Genomic DNA, 24,622 nt, shown 5'->3' with positions numbered 1-24,622 from the left:
TGCGGTCTGGCTCATGGCGGAAGGATCGAGGAGACGAGAAGCTGCGTGTAAGGCTCGCGCGGATCGTCGAGCACCTGGTCGGTGAGGCCGGTCTCGATCACCCGCCCCTCCTTCATGACCATCACACGATGAGACAACAGCCGCGCGACCGCAAGATCGTGCGTCACGACAATCGCCGCAAGGCCGAGTTCGTTGACGAGGCTGCGCATCAGATCGAGCAGGCGCGCCTGCACAGAGACATCGAGCCCGCCGGTCGGCTCGTCCATGAACACGAGCCGCGGCTCCGTCACCAGATTGCGGGCGATCTGCAGCCGCTGCCGCATGCCGCCGGAATAGGTGCGCGGCGCGTCATCGATTCGCGCAACGTCGATCTCGACGCGCTCGAGCCAGGACGAGGCAGTCTGCCGGATACGTCCGTAGTTGTTCCAGCCCACCGCCATCAGCCGCTCGCCGACATTGGCGCCGGCAGAGACCGCCATGCGCAGGCCCTGCGCCGGGTCCTGATGCACGTAGCCCCAATCTGTCCGGAACAGGAAGCGGCGCTCGGCCTCGCCAAGCTCGGCGAGATCACGCAGCACACCGTCACGCATCCGGTAGGACACGCGCCCCGCGCTCGGCGCAAGCTGCGCCGACAGCATCTGCAGCAGCGTCGATTTGCCCGAACCGGATTCGCCGACGATGGCGAGCACCTCGCCCGGATAGAGCACGAAGGACACGTCGCGGCAGGCGGCGAGACGGCCATAGCTCTTGGCAAGCCCCTCGGCGACCAGCAGCGGCTGGTCGGATGCGCCGATCATCTCAGCCATGAGCGGTCTCCTTATGCGGAGCGGCGCTCTGGACGCCGCGATGCCCCGCGGCCTGTCGGCCCTCGCAATAGTCGGTATCGGAGCAGACGAACATGCGGCTGCCTTTGTCGTCCGTCACGATCTCGTCGAGATAGGAATCCTCCGCGCCGCACAGCGCGCAGGGCGCATCGAATTTGTAGCGGGTGAACGGGTGGTCCTCGAAATCGAGCGAGACGACCGACGTGTAAGGCGGAATGGCATAGATCCGCTTCTCGCGCCCAGCGCCGAACAATTGCAGCGCCGGACAATTGTCCATCTTGGGATTGTCGAACTTGGGCGTCGGCGACGGGTCCATCACATAGCGCGCATTGACCTTGACCGGATACGCATAGGAGGTCGCGATATGGCCGAAGCGCGCGATGTCCTCATACAGCTTGACGTGCATCAAGCCATATTCCGCCAGCGCATGCATGCGCCGCGTCTCGGTCTCGCGCGGCTCGAGGAAGCGCAGCGGCTCCGGAATCGGCACCTGATAGACCAGCACCTGCCCGTCGCGCAGCGGCGCCTCGGGAATGCGATGCCGGGTCTGGATCACGGTCGCGGCTTCCGTCGAGGTCGTGGTCTCGACCCCCGCCGTCTTGGCGAAGAACTTGCGGATCGAGATCGCATTCGTCGTATCGTCCGAACCCTGGTCGATGACCTTGAGCACATCGGCGGGTCCGAGAATGGCGGCTGTGACCTGCACGCCGCCGGTCCCCCAGCCATAGGGCATCGGCATCTCGCGGCTTGCGAAGGGCACCTGATAGCCGGGGATCGCGATCGCCTTCAGGATCGCACGGCGGATCATGCGTTTGGTCTGCTCGTCCAAATAGGCGAAATTGTAGGTTGGCGCGTTCATTCCGCGGCCTCCTTCATGACGGGAGCCGCATGGGCGTCCGCGAACTCCTGACGCAGCTTGCGCAACAGGCCAAGCTCGGACTGGAAATCGACATAGTGCGGCAGCTTCAGATGCTCGACGAAGCCGGTCGCCTGCACGTTGTCGGAATGCGACAGCACGAATTCCTCGTCCTGCGCCGGCGCAATCACGTCTTCGCCCAGCTCACGCGCGCGCAGGGCGCGGTCGACCAGCGCCATCGACATCGTCTTGCGTTCGCTCTGGCCGAAAGCGAGGCCGTAGCCGCGGGTGAAGCATGGCGGCTCGGTGGCCGAGCCCTTGAACTGATTGACCATCTGACACTCGGTCAGCTCGATGGAGCCGAGCGGCACGGCAAAGCCGACCTCCTCGGCGAAGAACTCGACCTCGACCTCGCCGAAGCGAATCTCGCCGGCAAACGGATGGTTGCGGCCGTAGCCGCGCTGCGTCGAATAGCCAAGCGCAAGCAGAAAGCCTTCGTCACCACGCGCGAGATTCTGCAACCGCAGATCGCGCCCCGCCGGAAAGCCGAGGGGATCACGCGTCAGGTCCCCAACGGGAGCGCCGGCTTCCGCCTGCGGCGACGGCTCGATGAGACCATCCTGGCCAAGAATGTCGGTCACTCGCGGCGTCGGCGCAGTCGAGGCCTCGGCCATCGCAGGGGACTCGGGATCGGCCCCTTTCGCAAGCTGCGGATCGAGCAGGCGGTGCGTGTAGTCGAAGGTCGGGCCGAGCACCTGCCCGCCCGGGATGTCCTTGAACGTCGACGATACCCGCCGCTGCACCCGCATCGCACCGGTATCGACCGGCTCACTCGCACCGAAGCGCGGCAATGTCGCCCTGAAGGCGCGCACCAGGAAGATCGCCTCGATCAGATCGCCGCGGGCCTGCTTGATGGCCAGCGCGGCGAGCTCGCGATCATACAGCGAGCCCTCGCTCATCACGCGATCGACAGCGAGGCCGAGTTGCTCGGAAATCTGCGCCAGCGACAGATCCGGCACATTGCGATCGCCGCGACGCTCATGCGCCAGCAGCCGATGCGCATTCTCGATGGCGCGCTCGCCACCCTTGACGGCGACATACATGCCTCAACCTCCTGCGGCGACGAGCCGCGCCGTGCGCGGGATGGCAACGATCGACGAACCGTCGACCAGCACCACATCGATTCCGCGCGGAAACAGTCTCTCATTGATCGACAGCCGCTCGAACAGATCGGCCGGCGCGATCGACGCGGCGAATGTCGCCGTTCCGTCGATGCCCGGGCCGCGCAACTGAAAGGTCCGGCCAGCGGACAGGCTCGCCACCTGCAGGATCAACGTCGTCGAACGGTCGGGATATTCGGCGGAACCTAGCGCGAATGAGCTGAAATCAGGCAGCGTGTCGGGCGCGGCCACCAGCGCGAAGCTCGCCTGCGAGGGCTTGCCAGTGATCGGCGCCCCCGTGTGAAATTTGAGCCAGGCACCGACCTCCGCGGCTGCGGCCAACGGCGCATCGAGCCAGATCGGGGTGTCGTGATCGAACAGCGTCAACGCGATCGCGGCGGTACCGTGCATCAAGCATGCAGGCCGCCCCACAGGAGCCTCGATGTGTCGCACGCTGCCGGGCCGCGCCATGGCTTCCATCACCGTGCGGAACGTCGACTGCGCTGCCAGAACCTTGTCGGAAAACCCGGGCTGAAGCTCGGACGTCACAATGGCCATCAGCCTTCTCCTCGGACCATCGTGTAGAAGTCGACGCGCGTCGCCGCAGCCTCTTCTGCTTGGCGCTGACGACTTTCCTGGAGCTGCGACTGCAGCGGCGCGACCACCTGCGTGAGGACGCCTTGAGCATGCGCCTGCGACTGAATCATCGCATCGCAGAGCGCGATCAGCCGCGCCTTGCCGCCGTCGCGTCCGAGCACATAGCCGAAGCCGACCTCGCCGCTCCCCAGCCGCACCGCCGCACGCGACACCGTCGCCTCGCCGAGATTGAACGGAGCGCCATCGCCACCGACCCGGCCGCGCAGCATGACGAGACCGTTCTCCGCCGCGCGCAGATCCTGATGATCCGGCAGCCCAAGGCCTTCCAGCCTGGCTGCGATATCCGCATGCGAGGCGTGTGAGAGGACCTGCATCGCCGTCCTGCGCCGCTCCTGCATCGTTTTGGCGTCCATCTCCATCCGCTCTTGCCGTCGTGAAGTTGTCTATGATACTAGACAACTTCGTAACGGGACGCCATGACTGTTTGATGACATGGACGTGATTTTCGCGACCCGAAGGGCGGAGAACCGGGGATGAGCATGCAGGACGCTCCTTCGGGCGTCGCGTTGTGGCGGCGCGTGGCCGACGGGATCGAGCGCGACATCGCCGGCGGCCGCTTCGCCCCCGGGACGCGCCTGCCGGGCGAGACCGAAATCGCCGAGACATACCGCGTCAACCGCCACACGGTGCGGCGTGCGCTCGCGACGCTCGCGGAACGCGGCCTGGTGCGGGCCGAGCGCGGCAGCGGCACCTATGTCGAGGCCCCGCGGCTGTCCTATCCGCTGCGATCGCGCACGCGCTTTTCCGAGATCGTCGGCGCCGGCGGCCGCGAACCGCGTGGACAAATGTTGGCCGCCGGCGAAGAGCCGGCGACGCGCGATCTTGCGCGCGTGCTCGGCGTGAAGGCCGGCGCAGCGCTGACGCGCATCGACGCGCTGCGCTTTGCCGACAAGACACCGATCTGCGTGAGCACGTCATGGCTGTTGACTGAGCGGTTTCCCGATGCCGGCTCGATCTTCGCCTCGGCCCGTTCGATGACGGCGCTGCTCGCGCATTTCGGCATTCGCGACTATCGCCGCGGATCGACCCGCATCACCGCTGACATCGCCGATGCGAGCGATGCGGCACGCCTGGATCTCGCGCTGGGCCGCCCCGTGCTCGTGGTCGACAGCACCGACATCGACGCCGACGGAACGCCGCTCGTCGTCAAGCGCTCGCGCTTCGCCGCGGAGCGCGTGACCTTCGAGGTGGAGAGCTAGAGGCGACCGGGCCTCTCGGGCTCAGTCGATCAGAGAGCCGTCGGCATTGAAGAAGGGATGCGGCCCGTCGAAATCGCCGATCGGCACCTGATGCGTCACGACGGAGCCGAAGCCTGCACCAGGAAACCAGGCGTGCAGATGGAAGGCCGGCGGCTCGACCCGAAACGACGGCGGCTGCAGCTCAGCGAGATCGAGCGCGACGGCGTGGTTCGGCGCGGGACAGATCGTGCAGGGAATGCCGGCAAACCTCGTCAACGTGGCGCGATGCACGTGCCCGCAGCCGATCAACTGCAGCCGCGGGTGCCGCGCGACGATCGCGGCGAGAGCATCGGCATTGCCGAGGTTCTGCCGGTCCATATGCCAGATGCCGGTGGCGAACGGCGGGTGGTGCAGGAACATCAGCGCCGGCTTGTCGGCACGCGCGGACAGCCTGTCGTCGAACCAAGCGAGAGTGGCCGCGTCGAGCTCGCCATGCGGATGACCGGGCACGCTGGAATCGAGCAGCAGCAGATCGAGCTCCGGCAGATCGACATGCCGGTTCAGCGGACCGGACGCGCCGGCATCAAAATGATCCGGAAACGCCGCGCGCATCAGCTCGCGTGAATCATGATTGCCGGGCACCGCGACGTAGGGAATCGAAAGCTCCGCCAGCAATCCCGCGAGATGCTCGTACTCGACCGCCGACGGCGTGTCGGCGAGATCGCCGGAGATCACGACGAGATCAGGCTTCGGCGCGAGCCGGTTGAGCTCCGCAATGCAATGCGCCAGTGCCCGCGCGGTATCGACGCGGCGATAGGCGAGCCGGCCGGGCGCCTTGATGTGCAGGTCGGAGATCTGAGCGATGATGATGGGGCGCTTGCTCATGCCGTTCAGCCTTCCTCTGGCAGCAGACGAATGGCGTTCGCCGCAATGGACAGGCCGACGCGCTCCCCTGTTCCGACCCTGATCGTATTCGGCGCATCCACCGTCAATGCGACGGATGCGGCATCACGCACGACGATGCGCTGGCGGTCGCCGGCGAAGCGAACGCTATCAACCACGCCGGTCAGGCACGCGGCCGACACGTCGGCAATGCCGATCGTCTCAGGGCGGACCATCGCGATAGCCTTGGCTTGCGAACCGCCTTCGATAACAGGCTGCCGGCCTCCCGGCAGCAAGAGATGGCCGTCCGCGATTGGCGCCTCGATGATGTTGGCCGCGCCCACGAACTCCGCGACGAAACGATTGGCCGGCTCGAAATAGATCTCACGCGGCGTCCCGACCTGCGCGATCGCGCCCTTGCGCATCACGACGATACGGTCGCCGAGCTCCATCGCTTCGGCCTGGTCGTGGGTCACATAGATCGCGGTGATGCCGAGCGTCCGCAGCAGGCTGTTGAGCTCGCCGCGCAGGCGCTCGCGCAAGGCTGCGTCGAGCGCCGTCAGCGGCTCGTCGAGCAGCAGCACGCTCGGCCTGATCGCCACGGCCCGCGCGAGCGCGACGCGCTGGCGCTGGCCGCCCGACAGCTGATCGATGCGCCGGTCCTCGAGCCCGGCCAGATTGGTCAGCGCCACCAGCTCAGCCACGCGCGCGGCGCGTTCCGCCCGCGAGACGCCGCGAATCTTCAGCCCATAGCCGATGTTCTCCGCCACCGTCATGTTGGGAAACAGCGCGTAGGACTGGAACACCATACCGACATTGCGCTTCTCGATCGGCTGCCTGGTCTGATCCTTGCCGTCGAACAGCACGCGGCCGCCGGCGTCGGGCGTCTCAAGGCCGGCGACGATCCGCAGCAGCGTGGTCTTGCCGCAACCTGACGGGCCGAGCAGCACCAGCGTTTCGCTCTGCGCGATGTCGAGCGTGGCGCGCGCGAGCGCGTTGGTGCCGTCTGCGAATGTCTTGCCGCAATTCTCGATCTTCAGCGCCGCGCCGTGACGGGTCATCGTACTCACCTTGCACCTCCCCTTTCGCCGATCCACTGCATGGCGACCAGGAGCGGAATGATCAGGACGAAGAAAATCAGAGTATAGGCGGAGGCCACCTCGAGGCGCATCGACGCATAGGCGTCGGCGAGGCCGACCGGCAAGGTCTTGGTCAGCGGCGTGTGCAACATCCAGGTCAGGTTGAATTCTCCGAGCGAGAGCGTGACGACCATGAGGCTGCCGGCCAGAATGCCAGGCGCCGCATTGGGAACGATGACGTCGACGAAGCGGCGCCACGGCGAGGCGCCGACCGAAGCTGCGCCTTCGTCGAGCGATTTGACGTCGATGGTGGCGAACACGGCCATCACCGAGCGCACCATGAATGGCATCGTGAAGACGACGTGGCCAGCGAGGATGAACAGCCACGAGCGGCGGAAGCTGCCGAAGCCGCCATAGGTCAGCAGCAGCGCCAGCGCGATCGCAAGCCCGGGAATAGCGAGCGGCAAGGTGATGATCTCCTCGACCATCCGCGCGAGCCGTCCACCGCGGACATACAGCGCGTAAGCGGCGGGAACGCCGACCACGAGCGTGACGGCGAGCGTGCCGAGCGCAATCATGATCGACGCCAGGATCGTGCCGGCATAGAGCTCCCAGACCTGCACGACCCATTGCAGGGTCACGCCGGATTGGAGGCCGCGGAAGTAGTTGACGGTGACGCCGGCCGCGATCGAGAGCGCGGCAGGCACGGCCAGAAATGCCGCGACAAGCAGCGTGAACAGGAACTGGAGTGTGAAGAGAATGCGGTTGCGCACGCGCCTACCCTGCCGCTGCCACGGAGTTGCCGGTGAAGGTGCGCGCCAGCGCCAGGATCAGCCAAGTCATCACCCCGAGCCCGACCGATAGCGCTGCCGACGTCGCGAGATTTCCGGCCAAAGTGAATTCCGTGTAGATCAGCATCGGTAGCACGTCGATGTTAGTCGCAAGCGTGAACGCCGTGCCGAACGCGCCCATGGCGGTGGCAAACGCGATCGCGCCCGAGGCGACCAGGGCCGGCGCAAGCGCCGGTAGCACTACGTCGCGCAGCACCGCCCATGGGCTTGCGCCGAGCGAGCGCGCCGCCTCCTCCAGGCCGGGATCGAGCTTCTGTGCCGCGGCCATGATGGTGAGAATGACCCTCGGAATAGAGAAGTAGAGATAGCCGAGGAAAAGCCCATAGATCGAATAGGCGAACACGATCTTGTCGCCGAGCACGCGCGAGGAAACGTCGCCGATGAGACCCTGGCGGCCGGCGAGCAGGATGATCATGAATCCGATCACGACGCCGGGAAAGGCGAGCGGGAACGTCAGGACGGCAACCAGGACGGCGCGTCCCGGAAAGCGATGGCGCTGCAGGAACAGGCCGGCGATGGTGGCAACGATCAATGTCGCGACCGTGGTCGCCGCAGCCAGCAGCACCGTATTCAGAAGCGTCGCGCGGTAGCGCGGCTCGACGACGATCGAAAGATATTCGGCCAGGCCGCGCGGTCCTTCCGCGGCGGTGACGAGCAGCCGGGCCATCGGCAGAAGAAAGAAGGCCGCGGTCACGGCGGCCAGCGGCAACAGGCAGGTCCAGACGAAGGATTTGTGCGACATGAGATCGGGCATGCCCCGCCGGATTTCGGCCCGGCGGGGCACAGGGCTCCTTAGCGGACTTCGGACAGATAGCGGTCGACGAAGCCCTTCTGCGCGGTCTCCATGTCGCCCCAGTTCACGCTCTTGGCGCGAGCGTAGTCGCTGTCCGGCAGGAACTTCGCCTTGACGGCCTCAGGCAGCTCGATCGGACGCGCCGGACGCAAATACGCGTTGGTCCAGATCGCCTGGCCCTTGTCCGAGAGCAGGTAGTCGATGACCTTCTTCGCCTTGTCCTTGTCGGGCGCGTTCTTCACGAGACCAACGACGTAGGGAAACACCACCGAGCCTTCGCAGGGAATGACGAACTCGAAATTGCCCTTCTCGGTGTACTTCGCGCGGTACGCATTGAAGTCGTAGTCGAACAGGATCGGGATTTCGCCCGAGACCACACGAGCATAGGATGTCTGCTTCGGCACGATCGGATCGTTCTTCCGCAGATCCTTGAAGAAGCTCAACCCCGGATCGAAGTTCGAGGGCGAGCCGCCGAGCGCGAGATTGACGGCGACGGCGCCGACATAGCCGACGGCCGCCGAGCTCGGATCGAGATAGCCGACCATGCCCTTGTAGTCGGGCTTGAGCAGATCCTTCCAGCACGCCGGCACAGGCTTGCCGCCGAGCGCGTCCTTGTTGACGAACAGGCCGAGCGTGCCGGAATGAATCGTGGTCCAGTAGCCGTCGGCGTCCTTCAGACCGGCCGGGACCTGGTCCCAATTGACAGGCTTATAGGCCTCGAGCGCATCCTGCGCCTTCGCCTTCATGCCGAAAGTCACGCCGAAATAGCCGATGTCGCCGACCGGATTGGCCCTCTCGGCGAGAATCTGCGCCAGCGCCTGGCCGGAGTTCTTGTTGTCGTGCGGAATGTCATAACCGAGATCGGTCTTGATCGCCTTGAGCATCGAGGCCCAGTCGGCCCACTCCGGCGGGCAATTGTAGCAGATGACGTCGGCGGCCTTGGCCTGCTGCGACGGCGCCAGAACGATCAGCGCGACGAGCGCAAGAACGAGGCGGGTGACCTTCATGAATGAGAACTCCGTATATCCGACCCGGCGGCCGGTTCCGGAGCCCCATTACGGCCGGCACATGAAAGATTTGCGACACCGCGCAGGGGACACACAGGCATCCGCGCAGCCTGATCGTTCGCCTACGAATGACCGCAACCTTCGGGTGCCGCTCCCGTCACGCGACGGCGCGACGTCCGATGATGGCGAAGCGCAGCTTGCTCGAGATCCAGTCGATTGCAGCCACGGCCACCAGGATCATCAGGATCAGGAACGACACCTTCTGCCATTCCAGCACGCGGATCTGCTCCGCAAGCTGCAGGCCGATTCCGCCGGCGCCAACGATGCCTATGATGGTCGCCGAACGCGTGTTGGACTCGATGAAATACAGCACCTGACCGGCGATCACCGGCAACACCTGCGGCAGCAGGCCAAACCGGACCTCGTGCAGCGCGCTGCCGCCGGCCGCGCGCACGCCCTCGACCTGCTTGCGGTCGGCGCTCTCCAAGGCTTCCGAGAACAGCTTGCCGAGCGCCCCGAAATCCGACACCGCGATCGCCAGGACACCGGCGAACGGGCCGAGGCCAACGACGTTGATCCAGACCAGCGCCCAGATCAGCGTGTCGACGCCGCGGATGGTATCGAACAGCCGCCGCACCGGAAAACGGAAAATCGCCGAAGGAATGATGTTCCTGGCGGCCAGCAGGCTGACGGGCAGTGCAAAGACCGCGGCGAGCGTCGTGCCGAGCACGGCGATCGACAATGTCTCGCCGAGCGCCTTGAGATAGACCGGCAACGAGGAGCCCGGATCGGGCGGCAGCATCAGGAGCGAAATCCAGCCGAGCTGGCTCAGCCCGGCAAGCATCCGCGCCGGCGAGAATTGGAGATCGACCAGGCCGAAGATGAAGATCGCCAGCGCCAGGACCAGCATCGCCGGTGTCGCCAGCCGGGCCGACAGCGGCCGATCGAAGACATGCGGATAACGCTCCCGCATCTGCTGCGGGTCCTGCGCGTCCATCGTGCTCATGTCCGCGCCTCCGCGCCGAACAGCCGGCCGCGCAGCCAGCCGGTGGCGATATCGATGAGGAACACCGTCACGACGATCATGACGAGGATCGCGCTGACGTCCGAGTAGTAGAACTTGCGGATCGCGACCACGAGCTCCTGCCCGATGCCGCCGGCGCCGACGAAGCCCATCACCGAGGCCTCGCGGACATTGATCTCGAAGCGCAGCAGGCTGTAGCTGGAGAAGCCCGCGACGACCTGCGGCAGAACGGCGAAGCGCATGCAGGACAGCCAGCTCGCCCCCGTCGCGCGGACGCCTTCCACCGGCTTCATGTCGGCATTCTCGACCACTTCGGAGAACAGCTTGCCGAGCGCGCCGCTGGAGTGAACGGCGATGGCGAGCACGCCGGGGATCGGGCCAAGACCGAAGGCGATGACGAAGATCAGCGCGAACACGATGCCCGGCACGGTACGGGCGAATTCGAGCAGCCGCCGCACGGTGAAACGGACCCACGGCGCGGGCGAGGTGTTTTCCGCAGCCAGGAAGTTGAGACAGAACGCCACGACGATTCCGGCCATCGTGCCGACATAGCTGATCAGCAAGGTCTCGCCGAGCAGCTTGAGCCACTTCTTGAAGCCCCAGAACCACTCCGGGACATTGGTCCAGACGCGGTGACCGTCATCGAGCGTGAAGATGCGATCGAAGTAGCTGACGAAATTTCCGAAATACGTGTACAGCGTCCGCAGATTGACCTCGGCACCGACCGCGGCGACCAGCAGCGCGGCCAGGAAAGCGGCAGCGGACAGCGCGAGCCGCAGGCGCCGGCGCGCGACCGCCCGACGATAGGCGTCGTTCAGAGCCTCAAGCTGCTGGCTCGGCAGGATCGAAATGGCGGTCGCCATCTTATAGGGCTGCTCTCGTTCGAAAAGAGGTCACGTCTCATACAAAGGGAGCCGGGCCATGCCCGGCCCGGCTCCCGCGTGGTTAAGGATGTCGATCAGGACGCCTTCTTGCGCAGGCTGTCGACGAACTTGATCAGATCGATCGTGCCGTCCCAGTCCTTGGTCGTGGCCGGGTGGAAACCCTTCTTCTGGCCATCCGACAGGCGATCGAACGCCGCCTTGTCCTTGGTGGGGGCGTCGAAGAACGCCTTGGCGATCGCCGTTTTCAGCTCGGCCGGCAGATCGGAATTGTAGGCGTAGGGGCCGTTGATGATCGGCGCCGACTTGTGGATGATGCGGAAGTCGTCCTTCTTCATCGGCGAACCGTCGGCGTTCTTCAGCATGCCCTTGGTGAGCATCTGCGCCAGCGTCGAATCGTTGTCGCTGGTCCACTGGTTGGCGGCGACGTCGACGGTGCCCTGCGCGAGCGCGAGGATCGCGTTCTCGTGGCTGCCGGCGAAGACGACCTTGCTGAAATAGGTTTCAGCGTCGGTCACGCCCATCTTGTTGAGCTCGAAGCGCGGCACGTTGTTGCCCGAGGTCGAGTTCGGATCGACCAGGCCCAAATTCTTGCCCTTGAGGTCCTCGACTTTCTTGTACGGGCTGTTGGCCTTGACGAAGAACACCGAGTAATAGCCGGTGCTGCCGTCGGCGTTGATGTCGTTGGCGAAGGCGTCGATCTTGACGCCGGTCAGGCGCGCCCGCGCGAACGAGGCTGAGCCATAGCTCGCGATGTGGATGTTGCCGGCGCGCTGCCCCTCGATCACGGCCGCGTAGTCGTTGGCGATGCGGAGCGTCACCTTGGTGCCCAGCTCCTTGGAGAGATAGTTGACGAAGGGCGTCCAGCGCTCGGTGACGCCTGAGGCGTTCTCGGCAGGAATGACCGCGAAGGTCAGTTCCGGATACTTCGCCTTCCAATCCTCGGCCGAAGCGGAACCGGCAAAAGCCAGCGCGGCGACACCGGCCAGAACGATGCGACGATTGATCATGACATGCCCTCTTTTTGAACGAAGTAAACAGGCCTCGTCCCCCGCACCATGCGAGATCCGAGGTGACCAAAATCGGTTTGTCAGGCGACAGCGGCTTCGCTGAGCGCCGGAATGGCAGCGGCCGGGACCGGATGGACCTTGTCCATCACCTCATCCGCTTCGAGATCGTAGAGCTCGCGCGCGATCTGCGCGGTCAGCGCCGCGGGAACGTCGTCGAACACGATCCGTCCCGTCGCCATGCCGATCAGGCGATCGCAATAGCTGCGGGCGAGATCGAGCGAATGCAGGTTGCAGATCACCGTGATGCCGAAATGCTTGTTGATGCGCAGCAGGGCATCCATCACGATCTTGGTATTGCGGGGATCGAGCGAGGCGATCGGCTCATCCGCGAGAATGATGTCGGGGTTCTGGACGAGCGCACGCGCGATCGCGACGCGCTGCTGCTGTCCACCGGAGAGCTGATCGGCGCGTTGTGCCGCGAGGGACGCCATGTCGAACTGCTCCAGGGCCGACATGGCCACCGCCACGTCCTGCGCCGGCCATAGCTGCGCCAGGGAGCGCCAGGATGGGATCTCGGCCAGCCGCCCCATCAGCACGTTGGTCAGCACGTCGAGGCGGCCGACCAGGTTGAACTGCTGAAAGATCATCGCCGAACGCGCGCGCCACAGCCGCAGGTCGCGGCCGCGGAGCGCCGTCACATCGAGATCCTTGAACAGGATGCGCCCGTCACTCACCGGGCTCAGCCGGTTGATGGAGCGCAGTAGCGTCGACTTGCCAGCGCCGGAACGCCCGATGACACCGACGAACGAGCCGGGCGCAACCGAGAATGATGCATTATCGACCGCGGCTTTCGCGCCGAACCGGCACGTCAAACCATCCACCACCAGCATGGACTTCTCCAGACGCCTCGCTTTGACTCCACCGCTAGCGTCGGGATTCTACAGTTGTGTGACAGTGACGCTGCGGTGCGACACTCGTCCACATCCAAGGTCCGCCGCTGCGAACGTCATGGAGACGTCATGCATCTGTCATACAGCGCACCCTAGACAGAGCCGTGAAGACAGACAGGACGTGAGATGGCCGGCAAGTCCCTTTCGATCGACCCTACCGTTGATTCCTCCGCAAAACTCCAGGGCGCGACACTCGGCGCCTATTGCGAGGTCGGCGCGCGCACCATCCTCCTTGACGTGGCGATGGGCGACTATTCCTACGTGGTCAACGATGCGCAGATCACCTACACAACGATCGGAAAGTTCTGCTCGATCGCGGCGATGACCCGGATCAATCCGGGCAATCACCCGATGCACCGGGCGACGCAATCGCATTTCACCTATCGGGCCAGCGCCTATTTCCCCGGCGAGCCTGATGATGCCGAGTTCTTCGCCTGGCGGAAGGAACATCACGTCACCGTCGGTCACGATGTATGGATCGGACATGGTGCCGTCGTTCTCCCCGGCCGCAGCATCGGCACCGGCGCCGTCGTCGCAGCAGGCGCCATCGTCACCAAGGACGTGCCTGCGTATACGATCGTCGCCGGCAATCCCGCGCGCCCGATCAGGCGCCGTTTTCCGATTGAGATCGAGCAGCGCCTGATCAATCTCGCTTGGTGGAATTGGGATCACGAAGCGCTGCGCCGGGCGCTGCCGGATTTCCGCAAGCTGGAGATCACCGCGTTCCTGGACAAATACGAGGCCGCTCTCGACGGCGCCCGCGCGCTGCGGCAGAGTGCCGCCCATGACTGATCTCTCGATTTTCCGCGGCCGGTGCCTGATCGGATCCGGTCTCGCCGATGCATCACTGATCGTCTCCGACGGCAAGATCGCCGCGATCGACGCGGGACGACCTGAAGCGGGACTTGCGCTTGACGCCAGCGGGCTGACGGTGCTGCCCGGAATCGTCGACATCCACGGCGACGCTTTCGAGCGGCAGATGATGCCGCGCGCGGGTGTGGATTTCCCGATCGACGTGGCGCTGCTCGACAGTGATCGCCAGGCCATCAGCAACGGCATCACGACCGTGTTTCATGCCACCACCTGGTCGTGGGAGCCGGGCTTGCGCAGCGCCGGCAACGCGCGCCGTCTGCTGGAGCAAATCGAGGCGCTGCGGCCGCGGCTCGCGGCGGATACGCGCTTTCATCTGCGCCACGAGACGTACAATCTCGACGATGAGGACGAGATCCGCGGGCTGCTCGCGGCCCGGCGCATCGATCTGTTTGCCTTCAACGACCACATGGATTCGACCGTCGCGAGCCTGGACAAGCCGCATAAGCGCCAGCGCATGGTCGACCGCACGGGCCTGTCCGGCGATGAGTTCGATATCCTGGTGGCCCGCATCGCCTCGCGAGCCGATGCCGTGCCGGCGTCGATCGCCCGCCTGGCCGAGACCGCGCGCGCGGCCGGCGTGCGCATGCTGTCACATGACGACGACAGCCCGGAGATGCGCAAGGCCTTCCGCAGCCAAGGCGTCACCATCGCCGAGTTTCCCGTCAACGAAATCACCGCGCGCGAGGCGGCTCACGGCGGCGACGCCATCGTGTTCGGCGCCCCCAACGTGGTGCGCGGCGGCAGCCATACCGGCTGGACCAAGGCGAGCGACATGATCGCGAAGGGTCTGTGCTCGGTGCTGGCGTCGGACTATTATTATCCAGCCCCCCTGCTCGCCGCCTATCGGCTCGTCGCCGACGGCATCCTTCCGCTGGCGCAGGCCTGGAGCCTGATCTCGGCAGCCCCGGCGCGAGCAGCCGGCCTGCCGGACCGAGGCTCGCTCGCGAGCGGCCAGCGCGCGGACATCCTCCTCGTCGACGATCGCGAACCGATGCGCCCCCGTGTCGTCGCGGTGGTTGCGGCGGGCAGCGTGGTTCACCTGACAGAGGCCGAACGCCTCTCCACCGCCGCCACGCCGCGAGCGGTCGCGGCGGAGTAAGCAGGACATGACCGGTTTTCCGCGTTATGCGATCTACTACACGCCGGCGGCCGACGCCGCGCTGACCGTGTTCGGTGCCAGCCTGCTGGGCTACGACGCCTGGACCGCCCGGGAACGCGGCTTTCCGGAGGGCGTGCTGGATGCTGCGCCGGATTGGGGCGACCTCACCACTGACGCGCGGAAGTACGGCTTTCACGCGACCCTCAAGGCCCCGTTCAACCTGGTCGAGACACGTCCCGAGGCCGAGCTGCGCGACGCCTGCGCGGCGTTTGCGGCAGTGCCGAGAGCCGTTCCGATCATCCGGCCCGTTGTCGATGCGATCAGCGGCTTCATCGCGGTGATCCCGGGAGACGCGTCACCCACCTTGCAGGATTTGGCCGCCGATTGCGTGCGCGCGTTCGAGCCGTTCCGCGCCCCGATGACCGCCGAGGATCGCGCCCGACGCAAGCCGGAGCTGCTCTCAGCGCGCCAACGAGACCATCTCGATCGCTGGGGCTATCCTTACGTCATGGAAGACTTTCGCTTCCACATGACGCTGACTTGCCGCCTGTCCGACGATCGGCGCGGGCCGATCCTTGGGATGCTGCGTGACCGTTTCGCGGCGCTCAGCCTGACATCGCTGCCGATCGACCGTATCGCGCTGTTCCGCCAGCCGAGCGCGAGCAGCCGGTTCAGCATCATCGACAGCTGGCCGATCACCGGGAGATAGCGGCCCTTCAATTCGCAGCGCCGGCGAAATGCGGCGGCGACTGCGGATTGAACAGCGACAGCGGCGGAGAGATATCGGCGCGGTCGCGCGGCAGGGCTTCGCGCATCTCCCGCTGCAGAAAGGCGATCAGCTTCTCGCGCACCTCGCAGCGCAAGTCCCAGGCCTGCGGCGCATTGCGCGCGCTGACGAGCGCCCGAAGCTCCATCGTGCGCGCATTGGTGTCGACGACTTGAAGATTGACCACCGCGCCGTCCCAGATCTTCGACTCCTTCGCGACCTTCTCCAACTGCTTCCGGATGCGCGGCACATCCGCCTGGTAGTCCACGTGCAGCACCACGGACCCGATCAACGAAGCCGCATCGCGCGTCCAGTTCTGGAACGGACGCTCGATGAAATAGGACAGCGGCACCACCATGCGGCGCCAGTCCCACAGCCGGATCACGACATAGGTCGAGGCGATGTCTTCGACCCAGCCCCACTCGTTCTCGATGATCACGGCATCCTCGATGCGGATCGGCTGCGTCACGGCGATCTGGACGCCGGCGATCAGGTTGCTGAGCAACGGCCGCGCGGCGAGACCGACGATCAGACCGGCCGCGCCGGCCGATGCGAACAGGCTGACGCCGTATTGCCTGACGGAATCGAAGGTCATCAGCGCAGCCGAAACGGCGACGATGATGATGAGCGTGTCGATGACGCGCTTGAAGACGCGGACCTGCGTCACATGCTTGCGCGCGAGGAAATTCTCCGCGATGTCGTCGCGAAAGCGTTTGACATATCGGGTCGACACGAGATCGACGACACGGATGGTGATCCATCCGATCAGCGCGATGGTCGTCACCACGAACAGATGCGCCAGCGCGCGGCGCCAGCCTTCGTTCAACGGCGCGAGCGGCAGCACCAGCGCCACGGCCACCAGGCAAAGCGCGAGACGCGCGGGACCCGCGGTTCTCTGCAGGATGGGAAACAGGATCGAGTTCTGTGCGCCGATCGCGCGCTTCACCAAAGCGCGCGCGACGCTATAGACCAGCAGCGCGCCGAGAATGGCCCCGATGATCAAGGCCGGTCCGACCATCCAGTCCGGAAACAGTCCGGATAGCTGCTGCACGAGTGCCTGCATGCCTTGCTCTCCCTTGGGGATCTCGAGCGCTCTCAACGCCCGAGACCGCCGGGAGAGTCGGACGGCAGCCGCAGTGCAGCATCCACATGCTGCATGGCTCGTCTGCCGGATGCGCGAGGAACTAAACCGCCTTGGTCAAGGCGCCGTCGACGATCAGGTTGGTTCCCGAGATACGGCTCGCCAGCGGGCTCGCCAGCATCACCACGCCATAGGCCACCTCTTCGGCCGTTCCCATGCGTCCCGTCGGATTCAGACCCATCGCCATTTTGAACAGATCGGGCGATCCGTTCTCGATGTTCTGCCAGATGCCGCCTTCGAAATAGGTGTTGCCGGGAGAAACGGCGTTGACGCGGATACCCTTGCTCACGAGCTGATGCGCAAGCCCCTTCGCATAATGGATCAGAGCGCCCTTGATGGCGCCATACGATCCCGCGGCGAAGTCGACCTCGAAGCCAGACACGCTGGAGATGATGCTGATCGAGGCCGATGTCGACTGCTCCAGATAGGGAACGGCCGCCGCGACCGAGTTGACGGTGTGCATCATATCGACGCGGAAGGATTTGTCCCAAGTCTCCGGCGTGTCGCCGACGGCGAGCGCACTGACGTTGCAGATCAAGCTGTCGACGCCGCCGAACTGCTTCGCCGCGCCATCCACCCAGCCCTTGAGCGCCACGGGATCGGCGACGTCGATGCCCTGCCCCCACGCCTTGACGCCCTTGGCCGCGAGCTTCGTCACGACCTTGCCGACCGCCTCTGCATCGCGCGCGCAGATTGCGACGTTGGCGCCCTCGGCGGCGAACAGCTCGGCGATCGCAAGCCCGATGCCTTTGCTGCCGCCCGTGATCAGCACGCTCTTGCCGGCCAATCCCAGATCCATGATGTTCTCCTTTTCGAATGTACGGCGTCAGCCGTGATAGCCAGCGAGCAAGGCCTTGTTGACCTTGCAGATGTAGGTGTATTTCGGATTGACCACCTGGGTGCAGCGCGCCTCGGCGATCTGGCCGAGCAGCATGTAGGCCTCCGGCGCCGGAATCTTCCAGTCGTCTTCCAGCCAGTTGATCATCTCCTCGAACGCGGTCCGCATCGCGTCCTCCAGGGGACGCGCGCAGCCGAGCGTGCAGATGTGCGTCGGCGTCTCGATCCTCGGATGGTTCAGGCGCGCGGGCGCCTTGGCGAGCGAGACCTTGACGGTGAGGTTGGCCGCGATCTCGATCGCGCCCATGCCGTTGGCTTCGCCATCGCCCTGGATCGCGTGGCAGTCGCCGAGGAAGAGATGCGCGCCGTCCTTGTTCACGCGGAAGAACACCGAATTGCCTGACGTGATCTCCTGGACGTCGAGATTGCCGCCGTGCGGACCGTTATCGACCGTCAGCACCGCGCCATGCACCGGCGCCACGCCGGCGACGCCGATCATCGGCCGCACCGGCAGCTTGACGTGCTCGTTCCACAGCACCTGGCCATCCTTGACCTCGACCACGCGGGTCTGGATGCCGAACTCCTTGCGCCGGACCCAATCCGGGAACATGCCGATCCCCGGCCACAGCGCGGTGAAGCCGAGCCGGTCGAGCTCCATGTCGAGGATGTCGAGCCGCAGCATGTCACCCGGCTTGGCCCCGCGCACCTCGATCGGCCCGGTGGCGCCGTTGACATAAGGCAAGGTCACGTCGCTCTCGACCAGTTGCTGGCCGAGCGCGCGGATCGTGCCGTCATTGACGTTGATCGCGCATTCGACCACGAAGGTCTCACCCGGCTCGACCGACGCAATGAAGGCGTCGTCGCCGGAGAGCGCGTATTTGATGTTGCCGGCCTTACTGACGCGCTTTGACATGATCACTCCCTGTCATCCATTCGGATTGCTTGTTTCATCGCAGCTGCCGCCGCCACGGCATCAGCAGCTGCTCGATCTTGCCGACTGCGAAGGTCAGCGCAAGGGCAAGCGCAATGGTCGCAACGAGCGCGGCGAAGACCTTCGGGATGATGTACAGCGATCCCGCCTTGAAGATCGCGTGTCCCAGCCCTTCCGATGACGACATGAACTCGCCGACGATGGCGCCGATCAGGGCGAAGCCGACTGTCAGCTTGAGCCCGGCAAAGATGTCGGTGAGCGAGGCCGGCACGACAAGCTTGCGGAAGATCTGGAACTTCGAGGCGCCGAGCGTGCGCAGAAGATTGATCTGATCGGGATCGACGCCGGTCGCGCCCTTATAGGAGGTGACGAGCGCGACGATCACGACTGACAGCGTCGACATCGCAACCTTCGAGATCAGCCCCGTGCCGAACCAGATGATGATGATCGGCGCCAGCGCGATGATCGGGATCGAGCCGAGCGCGATCACGAACGGCTCGACGACGCGGGAGACGAAGCGTGAATACCACAGCGACAATCCGATCACCGTGCCGATGCAATTGCCGACGAAGAAGCCGAGCAGCGTCTCCAGGCCCGTGACATAGGTGTCGCGCCACAGGCTGCCGTCAATGGCCATCTGCGACAGGAACTTGAAGATCGCCGACGGCGAGCCGAACATGAAGGCCGCCGCCTTGTTCTGACCGGTCGCATATTCCCAGAAGGCGAGGAATGCCGCGAGGACGACAAGCTGCGTGGCCAGCACCGCCAGCGTGCTGCGCAGGCGCAGCCAGCGCCGGCCCGGCGCCGCCATGGCCTTGGAAACCGGCGCGGACGCCGGCGCACTGTCGATGTCGGCCGTCATTGCAGCACCACGTCGAGATCGGCCCAGATCTGGCGGACATAGTCGCTGAAACCGGACGTCTGCCGCACGGCCATCATATCACGGCGATCGCCGCCAAGGGCGATATCGTAGACGGCCTTCACCCTGGTCGGTCGCTTCGACAGCACGATGACGCGATCAGCCAGCGAGACCGCCTCCTCGATGTCATGCGTGATCAGCAGCAGGGAGCGCCGGCCCTCCCGGACCAGGCCGGCCGTATCGTTCTCGATCAGGAGCTTACTCTGGAAATCGAGCGCGGCGAACGGCTCGTCGAGCAGCAGCACGTCCGGCTCGTTGACGAGCGTGCGCGCCAACGCCACGCGCTGCCGCATCCCGCCGGACAGGGTCGACGGATAATGGTCGGCAAAGCCATGCAGCCCGAGCTGGTCGAGCATCGCGCGGCAACGGTCCTCGGCCTGGGCCGCCGGCACACCGCGGATCTCGAGGCCGAGCATCGTATTGCCGAGCGCGGTCCGCCACGGCAGCAGCAGATCCTTCTGCAGCATGTAGCCGACATTCTGCGGCTGGCCAGCGACCTCGCGGCCATGCCAGCGAATGCGGCCGGCATCGGGCGCGAGCAATCCGCACAGCGTATTCAGGAGCGTCGTCTTCCCGCAGCCGGACGGACCGACGATGCTGATGATCTGCCCTTCCCGCAAGGTGAGGCTGAGATCGCCGATGACGGGCACGGTCTGGCCACCGTCGAGCTCATAGCTCTTGGCCACGTGCTCGACGACGAGCGGAGGCGCGGGCGACGCGACGGCGCCCGGCCCTGTTTGCACCGTACCGCTCACCTCAGTCATTTGAGACTGGCGATCGCCTTCTCAGCGAACGAGTTGTCGATGATCTGATCGAACGGCACCGAGCCCTTGGCATTTCCGAGATAGACCTGCATTTCCATCAGGTTGGCCCACTGGTCCTTCTTGGTGATGACCGACTGCGCCGGAATCAGGTATTTCAGCTCGGCATCGATCGCCTTGTCGACGACCTCGCCGGGCAGATCCGGAAACTCCTTGCGTGCGACCTCTTTTGAGAACGCCGGGTCGGCGTAGGTCTTGCGCGAGGCCTCCTCGAACGAGGTCACCAGCGCCTGCACCATCTCGGGATCCTTCTGGATCGTGGTCGGCAACACCATGATGCCGGTGTTGCAGAACGGGCCGATGTAGTTGGAGAAGTCGAACACGACCTTCGCGCCCTGCGCTTCGGCGGCGGCGACGCTGGGCTGATAGGCGATGGCGATATCGGCCTGCCCCGCCAGCATCGCGGCGATCTCGGTGCCGGGATTGACCGGCACGATGGTCGCATCGACGCCGACCTTCATGCCCGCCTTTTCCAGCAGGCGCTTGGCGACGCTGAAATTGGTGTTGGGCTCGGGCGAGGTCACGATCTTGAGACCCTTGAAGCCCTTGGGATCGGTGATCGGCTCGAGCGTCTTGGAGACGCCGAAATAGTGCGCGCGCTGGACGACCGTGCCGACGACGACGCCGGGACCGCCGTTCTCGCGCGAGATCTGCGCCATGGTCGCGTCGCCGATGGCGAAATCAGCGGAGCCACCGAGCACAGCGGCAAAGGTCTGGGTGTCGCCGCCCGCGGCGCTCACCTGCATGTCCAGGCCGTTCTTCTTGAAGATGCCGGCATGCATGCCGACGTAGAGATTGATGTAGCCGAGATTGTGCACGGCCTCGCTGAAGCGGACCGTCTTCAGGCCGGCCGCCGCAGCCGTTCTGGTGCCCAACAGCGCAGGCGCGCTGAGGCCGGCGGCCACCGCCGCAGACGTCATCAGAAAACGACGTCGATCGATGAATGGATTTGCGCTCGCGGATGATGCCGAGACACGTTCGCTCATGGTGCAGAACTCCTCCCAGGCGTTGAAAGTTCGTGAGGAGACTATGGTCAGGGCGCCGCGCAGCAAGGCGAAATAACAGACGGGATCTGCTGAAAAGCTGACAAAAACAAGGGCCTCGGCGACCGGCATCACTGCGCGACGCTGCGCGCTGCCGAGCCCTTGTCACCTTGCTGCCGCTTCCGAAGCCGCCCTGGTCAAACGTGCATCGCAGCAAGGGCGATAATGTCAATTTTGCCATTCCGGCCGCACAAAGAAATTGCACGTTCGGATCGCGGGCCGCTGCCGCCAGACCTCACGTAAGCGCCACGACGCCCGCCACCTCAACCTCATTGTGCGCTGACCGCGACGCGCACCTTCCGCATGCACTCCACGCATTCACGCGAGTGTCACGAATCGCACGCGGTGGTTTGAGCTTCCCGCTTCCTGGTCAGGTCTCGAACACTGCAGTTATTCGCAGTCGCAACATCCGCAAAACGAGTGTTGCGTTTCCGACAAAGCATTGATGTTGATAGCTAATGGCATATCGCTTGCAATGCACAATGCGCCTCGCTATTGCAGCGCAGAAATTTCTTGGAGTGCGACATGCTGGGAATTGGAAGTAAGCTGCCTTCGTTCGAAATCGTTGGTGTGAAGCCCGGGTTTCACCTGCAGGAGGAGAAGGGCGAGAGCGCCTTCGAGACCCTGACCGAAGCCAGCTTCCCGGGAAAGTGGAAGATCATCTTCTTCTATCCGAAGGACTTCACCTTCGTCTGCCCGACCGAGATCGCCGAGTTCGCGCGCCTGTCGAGCGACTTCGCCGATCGTGATGCCGTCGTGCTCGGCGGCTCGACCGACAACGAATTCTGCAAGCTGGCCTGGCGCCGTGACCACAAGGATCTGCACAAGCTGCCGATCTGGCAGTTCGCCGATACCAAGGGCTCGCTGGTCGACGGCCTCGGCGTGCGTTCGCCGGATGGCGTGGCCTATCGCTACACCTTCATCGTCGACCCCGACAACACGATCCAGCACGTCTACGCGACCAACCTCAACGTCGGCCGCGCACCGAAGGACACGCTGCGCGTGCTCGACGCGCTGCAGACCGATGAGCTCTGCCCGTGCAACCGCGAGGTCGGCGGCGAGACCCTGAAGGTCGCTTGATCATGTCGATCGAGCAGCTCAAGGATCAGATCCCGGACTTCGCCAAGGACGTCAGGCTGAACCTGTCGTCCATGGCGTCCGACGAGACGCTCTCGCCGCAGGCCAAGTATGGCCTGTTCGTCGCCTGCGCGATCGCGACCCGCAATCCGACGGTGACGGCGGCGTTCGAAGCGGTCGCGGCCGCGCAGCTGTCGCCGGCGGCCCTGACGGCGGCGAAATCGGCCGCCGCGATCATGGCGATGAACAACGTCTACTACCGCTTCGTGCACCTTGCCTCGAACAAGGACTACGCCACGATGCCGGCACGGCTGCGGATGAACGTCATCGCCAATCCCGGCGTCGACAAGGCCGATTTCGAGCTGTGGTCGCTCGCGGTCTCCGCCATCAATGGCTGCGGCACCTGCATCGACTCGCATGAGAAGGTGCTTCGGGACGCGGGCGTTGCCACCGCCACGATCCAGACCGCGGTACGCTTCGCTGCCATCATTCAGTCGGTTGCCGTCGCGATCGAAGCCGCGGGTGTGACCGTCGCGCTGGCGGCCGAGTAGAAATCGACCCGATCTGTGAATGCGGCCGGCATCGTCCGGCCGCATTTCATTTTGCCCGCCTCGCGCATGAGTTGCATGTCATTCCGCCGCGCTCCGTTCTGATCGGTCGGCTAAGCCCCTGACCTCGCGGCAAAGTTGAAGACGCTGCGGCACCCTGATACTCCTGATAGTCATCTCCATCCCGGTCTTGCTTTCCTTCGGCTCGCGCACTGCGCGTATTCATCCATGTGACACGCCGGGAAATTTCCACTAAATAGCCTTACCAACTCACCCTTCCCGCCAAGAACATTGATCAGCTTAGGGCCCAAGCAACATCGATTGTGACCAGGGCGCGCGAAAACGGTGGCGCGCATGTCGGAAGGAAATCGGACCTGTCAGTCTCGACGGAAGCGTTGGCGCAATCTCGCCGATGTCGCATGATGCGCACTTCGGACCGGCGGTGCGCGCCCGACGCCCTGAAGCTATCTCCCACGGCAACGCCGTTGGAGACCGGAGGCTAGTGATGAGTGCTCCAGATCAGAACGATCAGGCCAAGCCGGCGCCGCCTTGGGCCAGCGAAGAGCTTCGCCGTTATGCCCCGCGCCGGCATCAAGCGGACGCCGGCTTGGTGTCGGACCAGCCTGAGCAGGGCGTGCCGCTGCCACATCATCTGGTCGCGCGGCAGAACTTCCTTCCCGCCCGGCCCGCTGCGCTCGATCTCGACGATGAAGACACGCGGCGCGCCTGGAGCGCCCAGCTCGATCCGGTGGTCATGCCGCTCCCGCCGGACGATTCGGACAAGGCCACCCGGCTTGGCGGGATCATCAAGGTCGCCGCAGCCATTGGCGTTGCGGCGTCCGTCGCGATGATCGTGGCGAACATGGTCTCTTTCGACAACGGCGCAGCGACACCGGGCGGCAAGAGCACGATCATGCCGTCCACCGTCTTGGAGAGCCTGGCCCAGATCGACCCGGCGGAAGCCAAGGTCGCCCAGGAGGATCCGCCGCAGACCGTTGCCGCACTCGCCCCCTCGACTGGCGAGACCACGATGCGGCCATGGCCGTCGGCGCCCGCTTCGCCTGCCCCGGCCGCAGCACCACCGCCCATGCCCAATCTGTCCCCGGCTCTTCCCGCAGCTCCGCCCCGCGCCGTCGCTCCACTGCCGCGCGACGAAGTGGATGCGCTGATGAAGCGCGGTCGCGACCTGCTGGCGGCAGGGGATGTCGCAAGCGCGCGCCTGATCCTGACGCGGCTGTCGGAGGCCGGCGTGGCGGATGCGTCTCTGCTGCTGGCGCGCACCTACGATCCTGTCGAGCTGGCCAAATCGCGGCTCCTCGGCGCCGTCCCGGACGCCGCCAAGGCGCGGACCTGGTACCTCAAGGCCGCGGAGCAAGGATCGCCGGAGGCCAGCCGCCGCGTCTCAGTACGCTGAT

At 65.1% G+C, this 24,622-nt stretch carries 27 protein-coding genes; 7 read left to right on the top strand and 20 right to left on the bottom strand.

What is annotated here, in order from left to right; translation table 11 throughout:
* Positions 1-11 precede the first annotated feature (11 nt).
* From phnK to phnG, 5 genes are read right to left on the bottom strand one after another with little or no spacing between them, the layout of a single operon-like run.
* Positions 12-806: a phosphonate C-P lyase system protein PhnK gene (gene phnK / locus ACQR0Z_RS09050; protein WP_434876437.1), complete on the bottom strand. Its 795-nt coding sequence runs from the start codon at positions 804-806 to the stop codon at positions 12-14.
* Positions 799-1,683 (bottom strand): alpha-D-ribose 1-methylphosphonate 5-phosphate C-P-lyase PhnJ, encoded by an 885-nt coding sequence (locus ACQR0Z_RS09045; RefSeq protein ID WP_434918376.1) that lies wholly within the window; start codon positions 1,681-1,683, stop codon positions 799-801. Before ACQR0Z_RS09045 ends, phnK begins: the two co-directional genes overlap by 8 nt.
* A complete protein-coding gene (locus tag ACQR0Z_RS09040; RefSeq protein ID WP_434918375.1) occupies positions 1,680-2,783 on the bottom strand; it encodes a carbon-phosphorus lyase complex subunit PhnI in 1,104 nt (367 codons plus the stop codon). Before ACQR0Z_RS09040 ends, ACQR0Z_RS09045 begins: the two co-directional genes overlap by 4 nt.
* 3 nt (positions 2,784-2,786) lie before the next feature.
* Entirely contained in the window at positions 2,787-3,398 is a 612-nt protein-coding gene (phnH, locus tag ACQR0Z_RS09035) for a phosphonate C-P lyase system protein PhnH (protein ID WP_434859315.1), read from the bottom strand.
* Positions 3,398-3,850 (bottom strand): phosphonate C-P lyase system protein PhnG, encoded by a 453-nt coding sequence (phnG, locus tag ACQR0Z_RS09030; RefSeq protein ID WP_434918374.1) that lies wholly within the window; start codon positions 3,848-3,850, stop codon positions 3,398-3,400. Before phnG ends, phnH begins: the two co-directional genes overlap by 1 nt.
* Positions 3,851-3,970: 120 nt before the next feature.
* Here phnG and phnF point away from each other — a divergent pair, with 120 nt between their 5' ends.
* Positions 3,971-4,696 (top strand): phosphonate metabolism transcriptional regulator PhnF, encoded by a 726-nt coding sequence (phnF, locus tag ACQR0Z_RS09025; protein ID WP_434918373.1) that lies wholly within the window; start codon positions 3,971-3,973, stop codon positions 4,694-4,696.
* Between the two features lie 21 nt (positions 4,697-4,717).
* Here the strand turns inward: phnF and ACQR0Z_RS09020 are convergent, their stop codons facing one another.
* The 9 genes from ACQR0Z_RS09020 to phnC all read right to left on the bottom strand — a co-directional run bounded on the left by ACQR0Z_RS09020 (position 4,718) and on the right by phnC (position 13,092).
* Positions 4,718-5,560 (bottom strand): phosphodiesterase, encoded by an 843-nt coding sequence (locus ACQR0Z_RS09020; protein WP_434918372.1) that lies wholly within the window; start codon positions 5,558-5,560, stop codon positions 4,718-4,720.
* A gap of 5 nt (positions 5,561-5,565) precedes the next feature.
* Positions 5,566-6,618, bottom strand: coding sequence for an ABC transporter ATP-binding protein (locus ACQR0Z_RS09015; RefSeq protein WP_434918721.1), 1,053 nt, complete (start codon positions 6,616-6,618; stop codon positions 5,566-5,568).
* A 5-nt stretch (positions 6,619-6,623) separates the two neighbouring features.
* Positions 6,624-7,409 carry an ABC transporter permease gene (locus ACQR0Z_RS09010; protein WP_434918371.1) on the bottom strand — a complete coding sequence of 262 codons (786 nt, stop codon included), beginning with the start codon at positions 7,407-7,409 and terminating at the stop codon, positions 6,624-6,626.
* 4 nt (positions 7,410-7,413) lie between these two features.
* Positions 7,414-8,229 (bottom strand): ABC transporter permease, encoded by an 816-nt coding sequence (locus tag ACQR0Z_RS09005; protein WP_434918720.1) that lies wholly within the window; start codon positions 8,227-8,229, stop codon positions 7,414-7,416.
* A gap of 50 nt (positions 8,230-8,279) precedes the next feature.
* On the bottom strand, positions 8,280-9,287 hold the full coding sequence (locus tag ACQR0Z_RS09000; protein WP_434918370.1) for an ABC transporter substrate-binding protein: 1,008 nt from the start codon (positions 9,285-9,287) through the stop codon (positions 8,280-8,282).
* Positions 9,288-9,444: 157 nt separating this feature from the next.
* On the bottom strand, positions 9,445-10,293 hold the full coding sequence (gene phnE, locus ACQR0Z_RS08995) for a phosphonate ABC transporter, permease protein PhnE (protein ID WP_434918369.1): 849 nt from the start codon (positions 10,291-10,293) through the stop codon (positions 9,445-9,447).
* Positions 10,290-11,174 (bottom strand): phosphonate ABC transporter, permease protein PhnE, encoded by an 885-nt coding sequence (phnE, locus tag ACQR0Z_RS08990; RefSeq protein WP_434876446.1) that lies wholly within the window; start codon positions 11,172-11,174, stop codon positions 10,290-10,292. Before phnE (ACQR0Z_RS08990) ends, phnE (ACQR0Z_RS08995) begins: the two co-directional genes overlap by 4 nt.
* A gap of 95 nt (positions 11,175-11,269) precedes the next feature.
* Positions 11,270-12,202: a phosphonate ABC transporter substrate-binding protein gene (phnD, locus tag ACQR0Z_RS08985; protein ID WP_434876447.1), complete on the bottom strand. Its 933-nt coding sequence runs from the start codon at positions 12,200-12,202 to the stop codon at positions 11,270-11,272.
* An 80-nt stretch (positions 12,203-12,282) separates the two neighbouring features.
* Entirely contained in the window at positions 12,283-13,092 is an 810-nt protein-coding gene (gene phnC, locus ACQR0Z_RS08980; RefSeq protein ID WP_434876448.1) for a phosphonate ABC transporter ATP-binding protein, read from the bottom strand.
* Between the two features lie 186 nt (positions 13,093-13,278).
* Here phnC and ACQR0Z_RS08975 point away from each other — a divergent pair, with 186 nt between their 5' ends.
* From ACQR0Z_RS08975 to ACQR0Z_RS08965, 3 genes are read left to right on the top strand one after another with little or no spacing between them, the layout of a single operon-like run.
* Positions 13,279-13,944, top strand: coding sequence for a chloramphenicol acetyltransferase (locus ACQR0Z_RS08975; RefSeq protein WP_434876449.1), 666 nt, complete (start codon positions 13,279-13,281; stop codon positions 13,942-13,944).
* Entirely contained in the window at positions 13,937-15,124 is a 1,188-nt protein-coding gene (locus ACQR0Z_RS08970) for an alpha-D-ribose 1-methylphosphonate 5-triphosphate diphosphatase (RefSeq protein ID WP_434918368.1), read from the top strand. The genes ACQR0Z_RS08975 and ACQR0Z_RS08970 overlap by 8 nt, the downstream gene beginning before the upstream one ends.
* A gap of 7 nt (positions 15,125-15,131) precedes the next feature.
* Entirely contained in the window at positions 15,132-15,833 is a 702-nt protein-coding gene (locus tag ACQR0Z_RS08965; protein WP_434918367.1) for a DUF1045 domain-containing protein, read from the top strand.
* Positions 15,834-15,840: 7 nt separating this feature from the next.
* On the opposite strand, the gene ACQR0Z_RS08960 is transcribed toward ACQR0Z_RS08965, so the two are convergent.
* From ACQR0Z_RS08960 to ACQR0Z_RS08935, 6 genes are all read right to left on the bottom strand, one after another.
* On the bottom strand, positions 15,841-16,953 hold the full coding sequence (locus ACQR0Z_RS08960) for a mechanosensitive ion channel family protein (RefSeq protein WP_434859302.1): 1,113 nt from the start codon (positions 16,951-16,953) through the stop codon (positions 15,841-15,843).
* Between the two features lie 121 nt (positions 16,954-17,074).
* Positions 17,075-17,830 carry an SDR family NAD(P)-dependent oxidoreductase gene (locus ACQR0Z_RS08955; RefSeq protein WP_434859301.1) on the bottom strand — a complete coding sequence of 252 codons (756 nt, stop codon included), beginning with the start codon at positions 17,828-17,830 and terminating at the stop codon, positions 17,075-17,077.
* Positions 17,831-17,857: 27 nt separating this feature from the next.
* A complete protein-coding gene (locus ACQR0Z_RS08950; protein WP_434859300.1) occupies positions 17,858-18,781 on the bottom strand; it encodes an acetamidase/formamidase family protein in 924 nt (307 codons plus the stop codon).
* Positions 18,782-18,815: 34 nt separating this feature from the next.
* A complete protein-coding gene (locus ACQR0Z_RS08945; RefSeq protein WP_434918366.1) occupies positions 18,816-19,661 on the bottom strand; it encodes an ABC transporter permease in 846 nt (281 codons plus the stop codon).
* Complete coding sequence (locus tag ACQR0Z_RS08940) at positions 19,658-20,482, bottom strand: ABC transporter ATP-binding protein (protein WP_434918365.1); 825 nt, start codon at positions 20,480-20,482, stop codon at positions 19,658-19,660. Before ACQR0Z_RS08940 ends, ACQR0Z_RS08945 begins: the two co-directional genes overlap by 4 nt.
* Positions 20,479-21,525 (bottom strand): ABC transporter substrate-binding protein, encoded by a 1,047-nt coding sequence (locus tag ACQR0Z_RS08935; RefSeq protein WP_434859297.1) that lies wholly within the window; start codon positions 21,523-21,525, stop codon positions 20,479-20,481. Before ACQR0Z_RS08935 ends, ACQR0Z_RS08940 begins: the two co-directional genes overlap by 4 nt.
* 582 nt (positions 21,526-22,107) lie before the next feature.
* Here ACQR0Z_RS08935 and ACQR0Z_RS08930 point away from each other — a divergent pair.
* The 3 genes from ACQR0Z_RS08930 (at position 22,108) to ACQR0Z_RS08920 (ending at position 24,621) form a co-directional block, all read left to right on the top strand.
* Entirely contained in the window at positions 22,108-22,662 is a 555-nt protein-coding gene (locus ACQR0Z_RS08930; protein ID WP_434876456.1) for a peroxiredoxin, read from the top strand.
* A 2-nt stretch (positions 22,663-22,664) separates the two neighbouring features.
* Positions 22,665-23,210 (top strand): carboxymuconolactone decarboxylase family protein, encoded by a 546-nt coding sequence (locus tag ACQR0Z_RS08925; protein WP_434876457.1) that lies wholly within the window; start codon positions 22,665-22,667, stop codon positions 23,208-23,210.
* A gap of 502 nt (positions 23,211-23,712) precedes the next feature.
* Positions 23,713-24,621, top strand: a complete 909-nt coding sequence (locus ACQR0Z_RS08920; RefSeq protein WP_434918364.1) for a sel1 repeat family protein — start codon at positions 23,713-23,715, stop codon at positions 24,619-24,621.
* Position 24,622 lies beyond the last annotated feature (1 nt).

The sequence above is a fragment of the Bradyrhizobium sp. HKCCYLS3077 genome (assembly GCF_051167555.1).
Taxonomy (GTDB): Bacteria; Pseudomonadota; Alphaproteobacteria; order Rhizobiales; family Xanthobacteraceae; genus Bradyrhizobium.
This window is presented reverse-complemented; position numbering and strand designations above follow the sequence as displayed.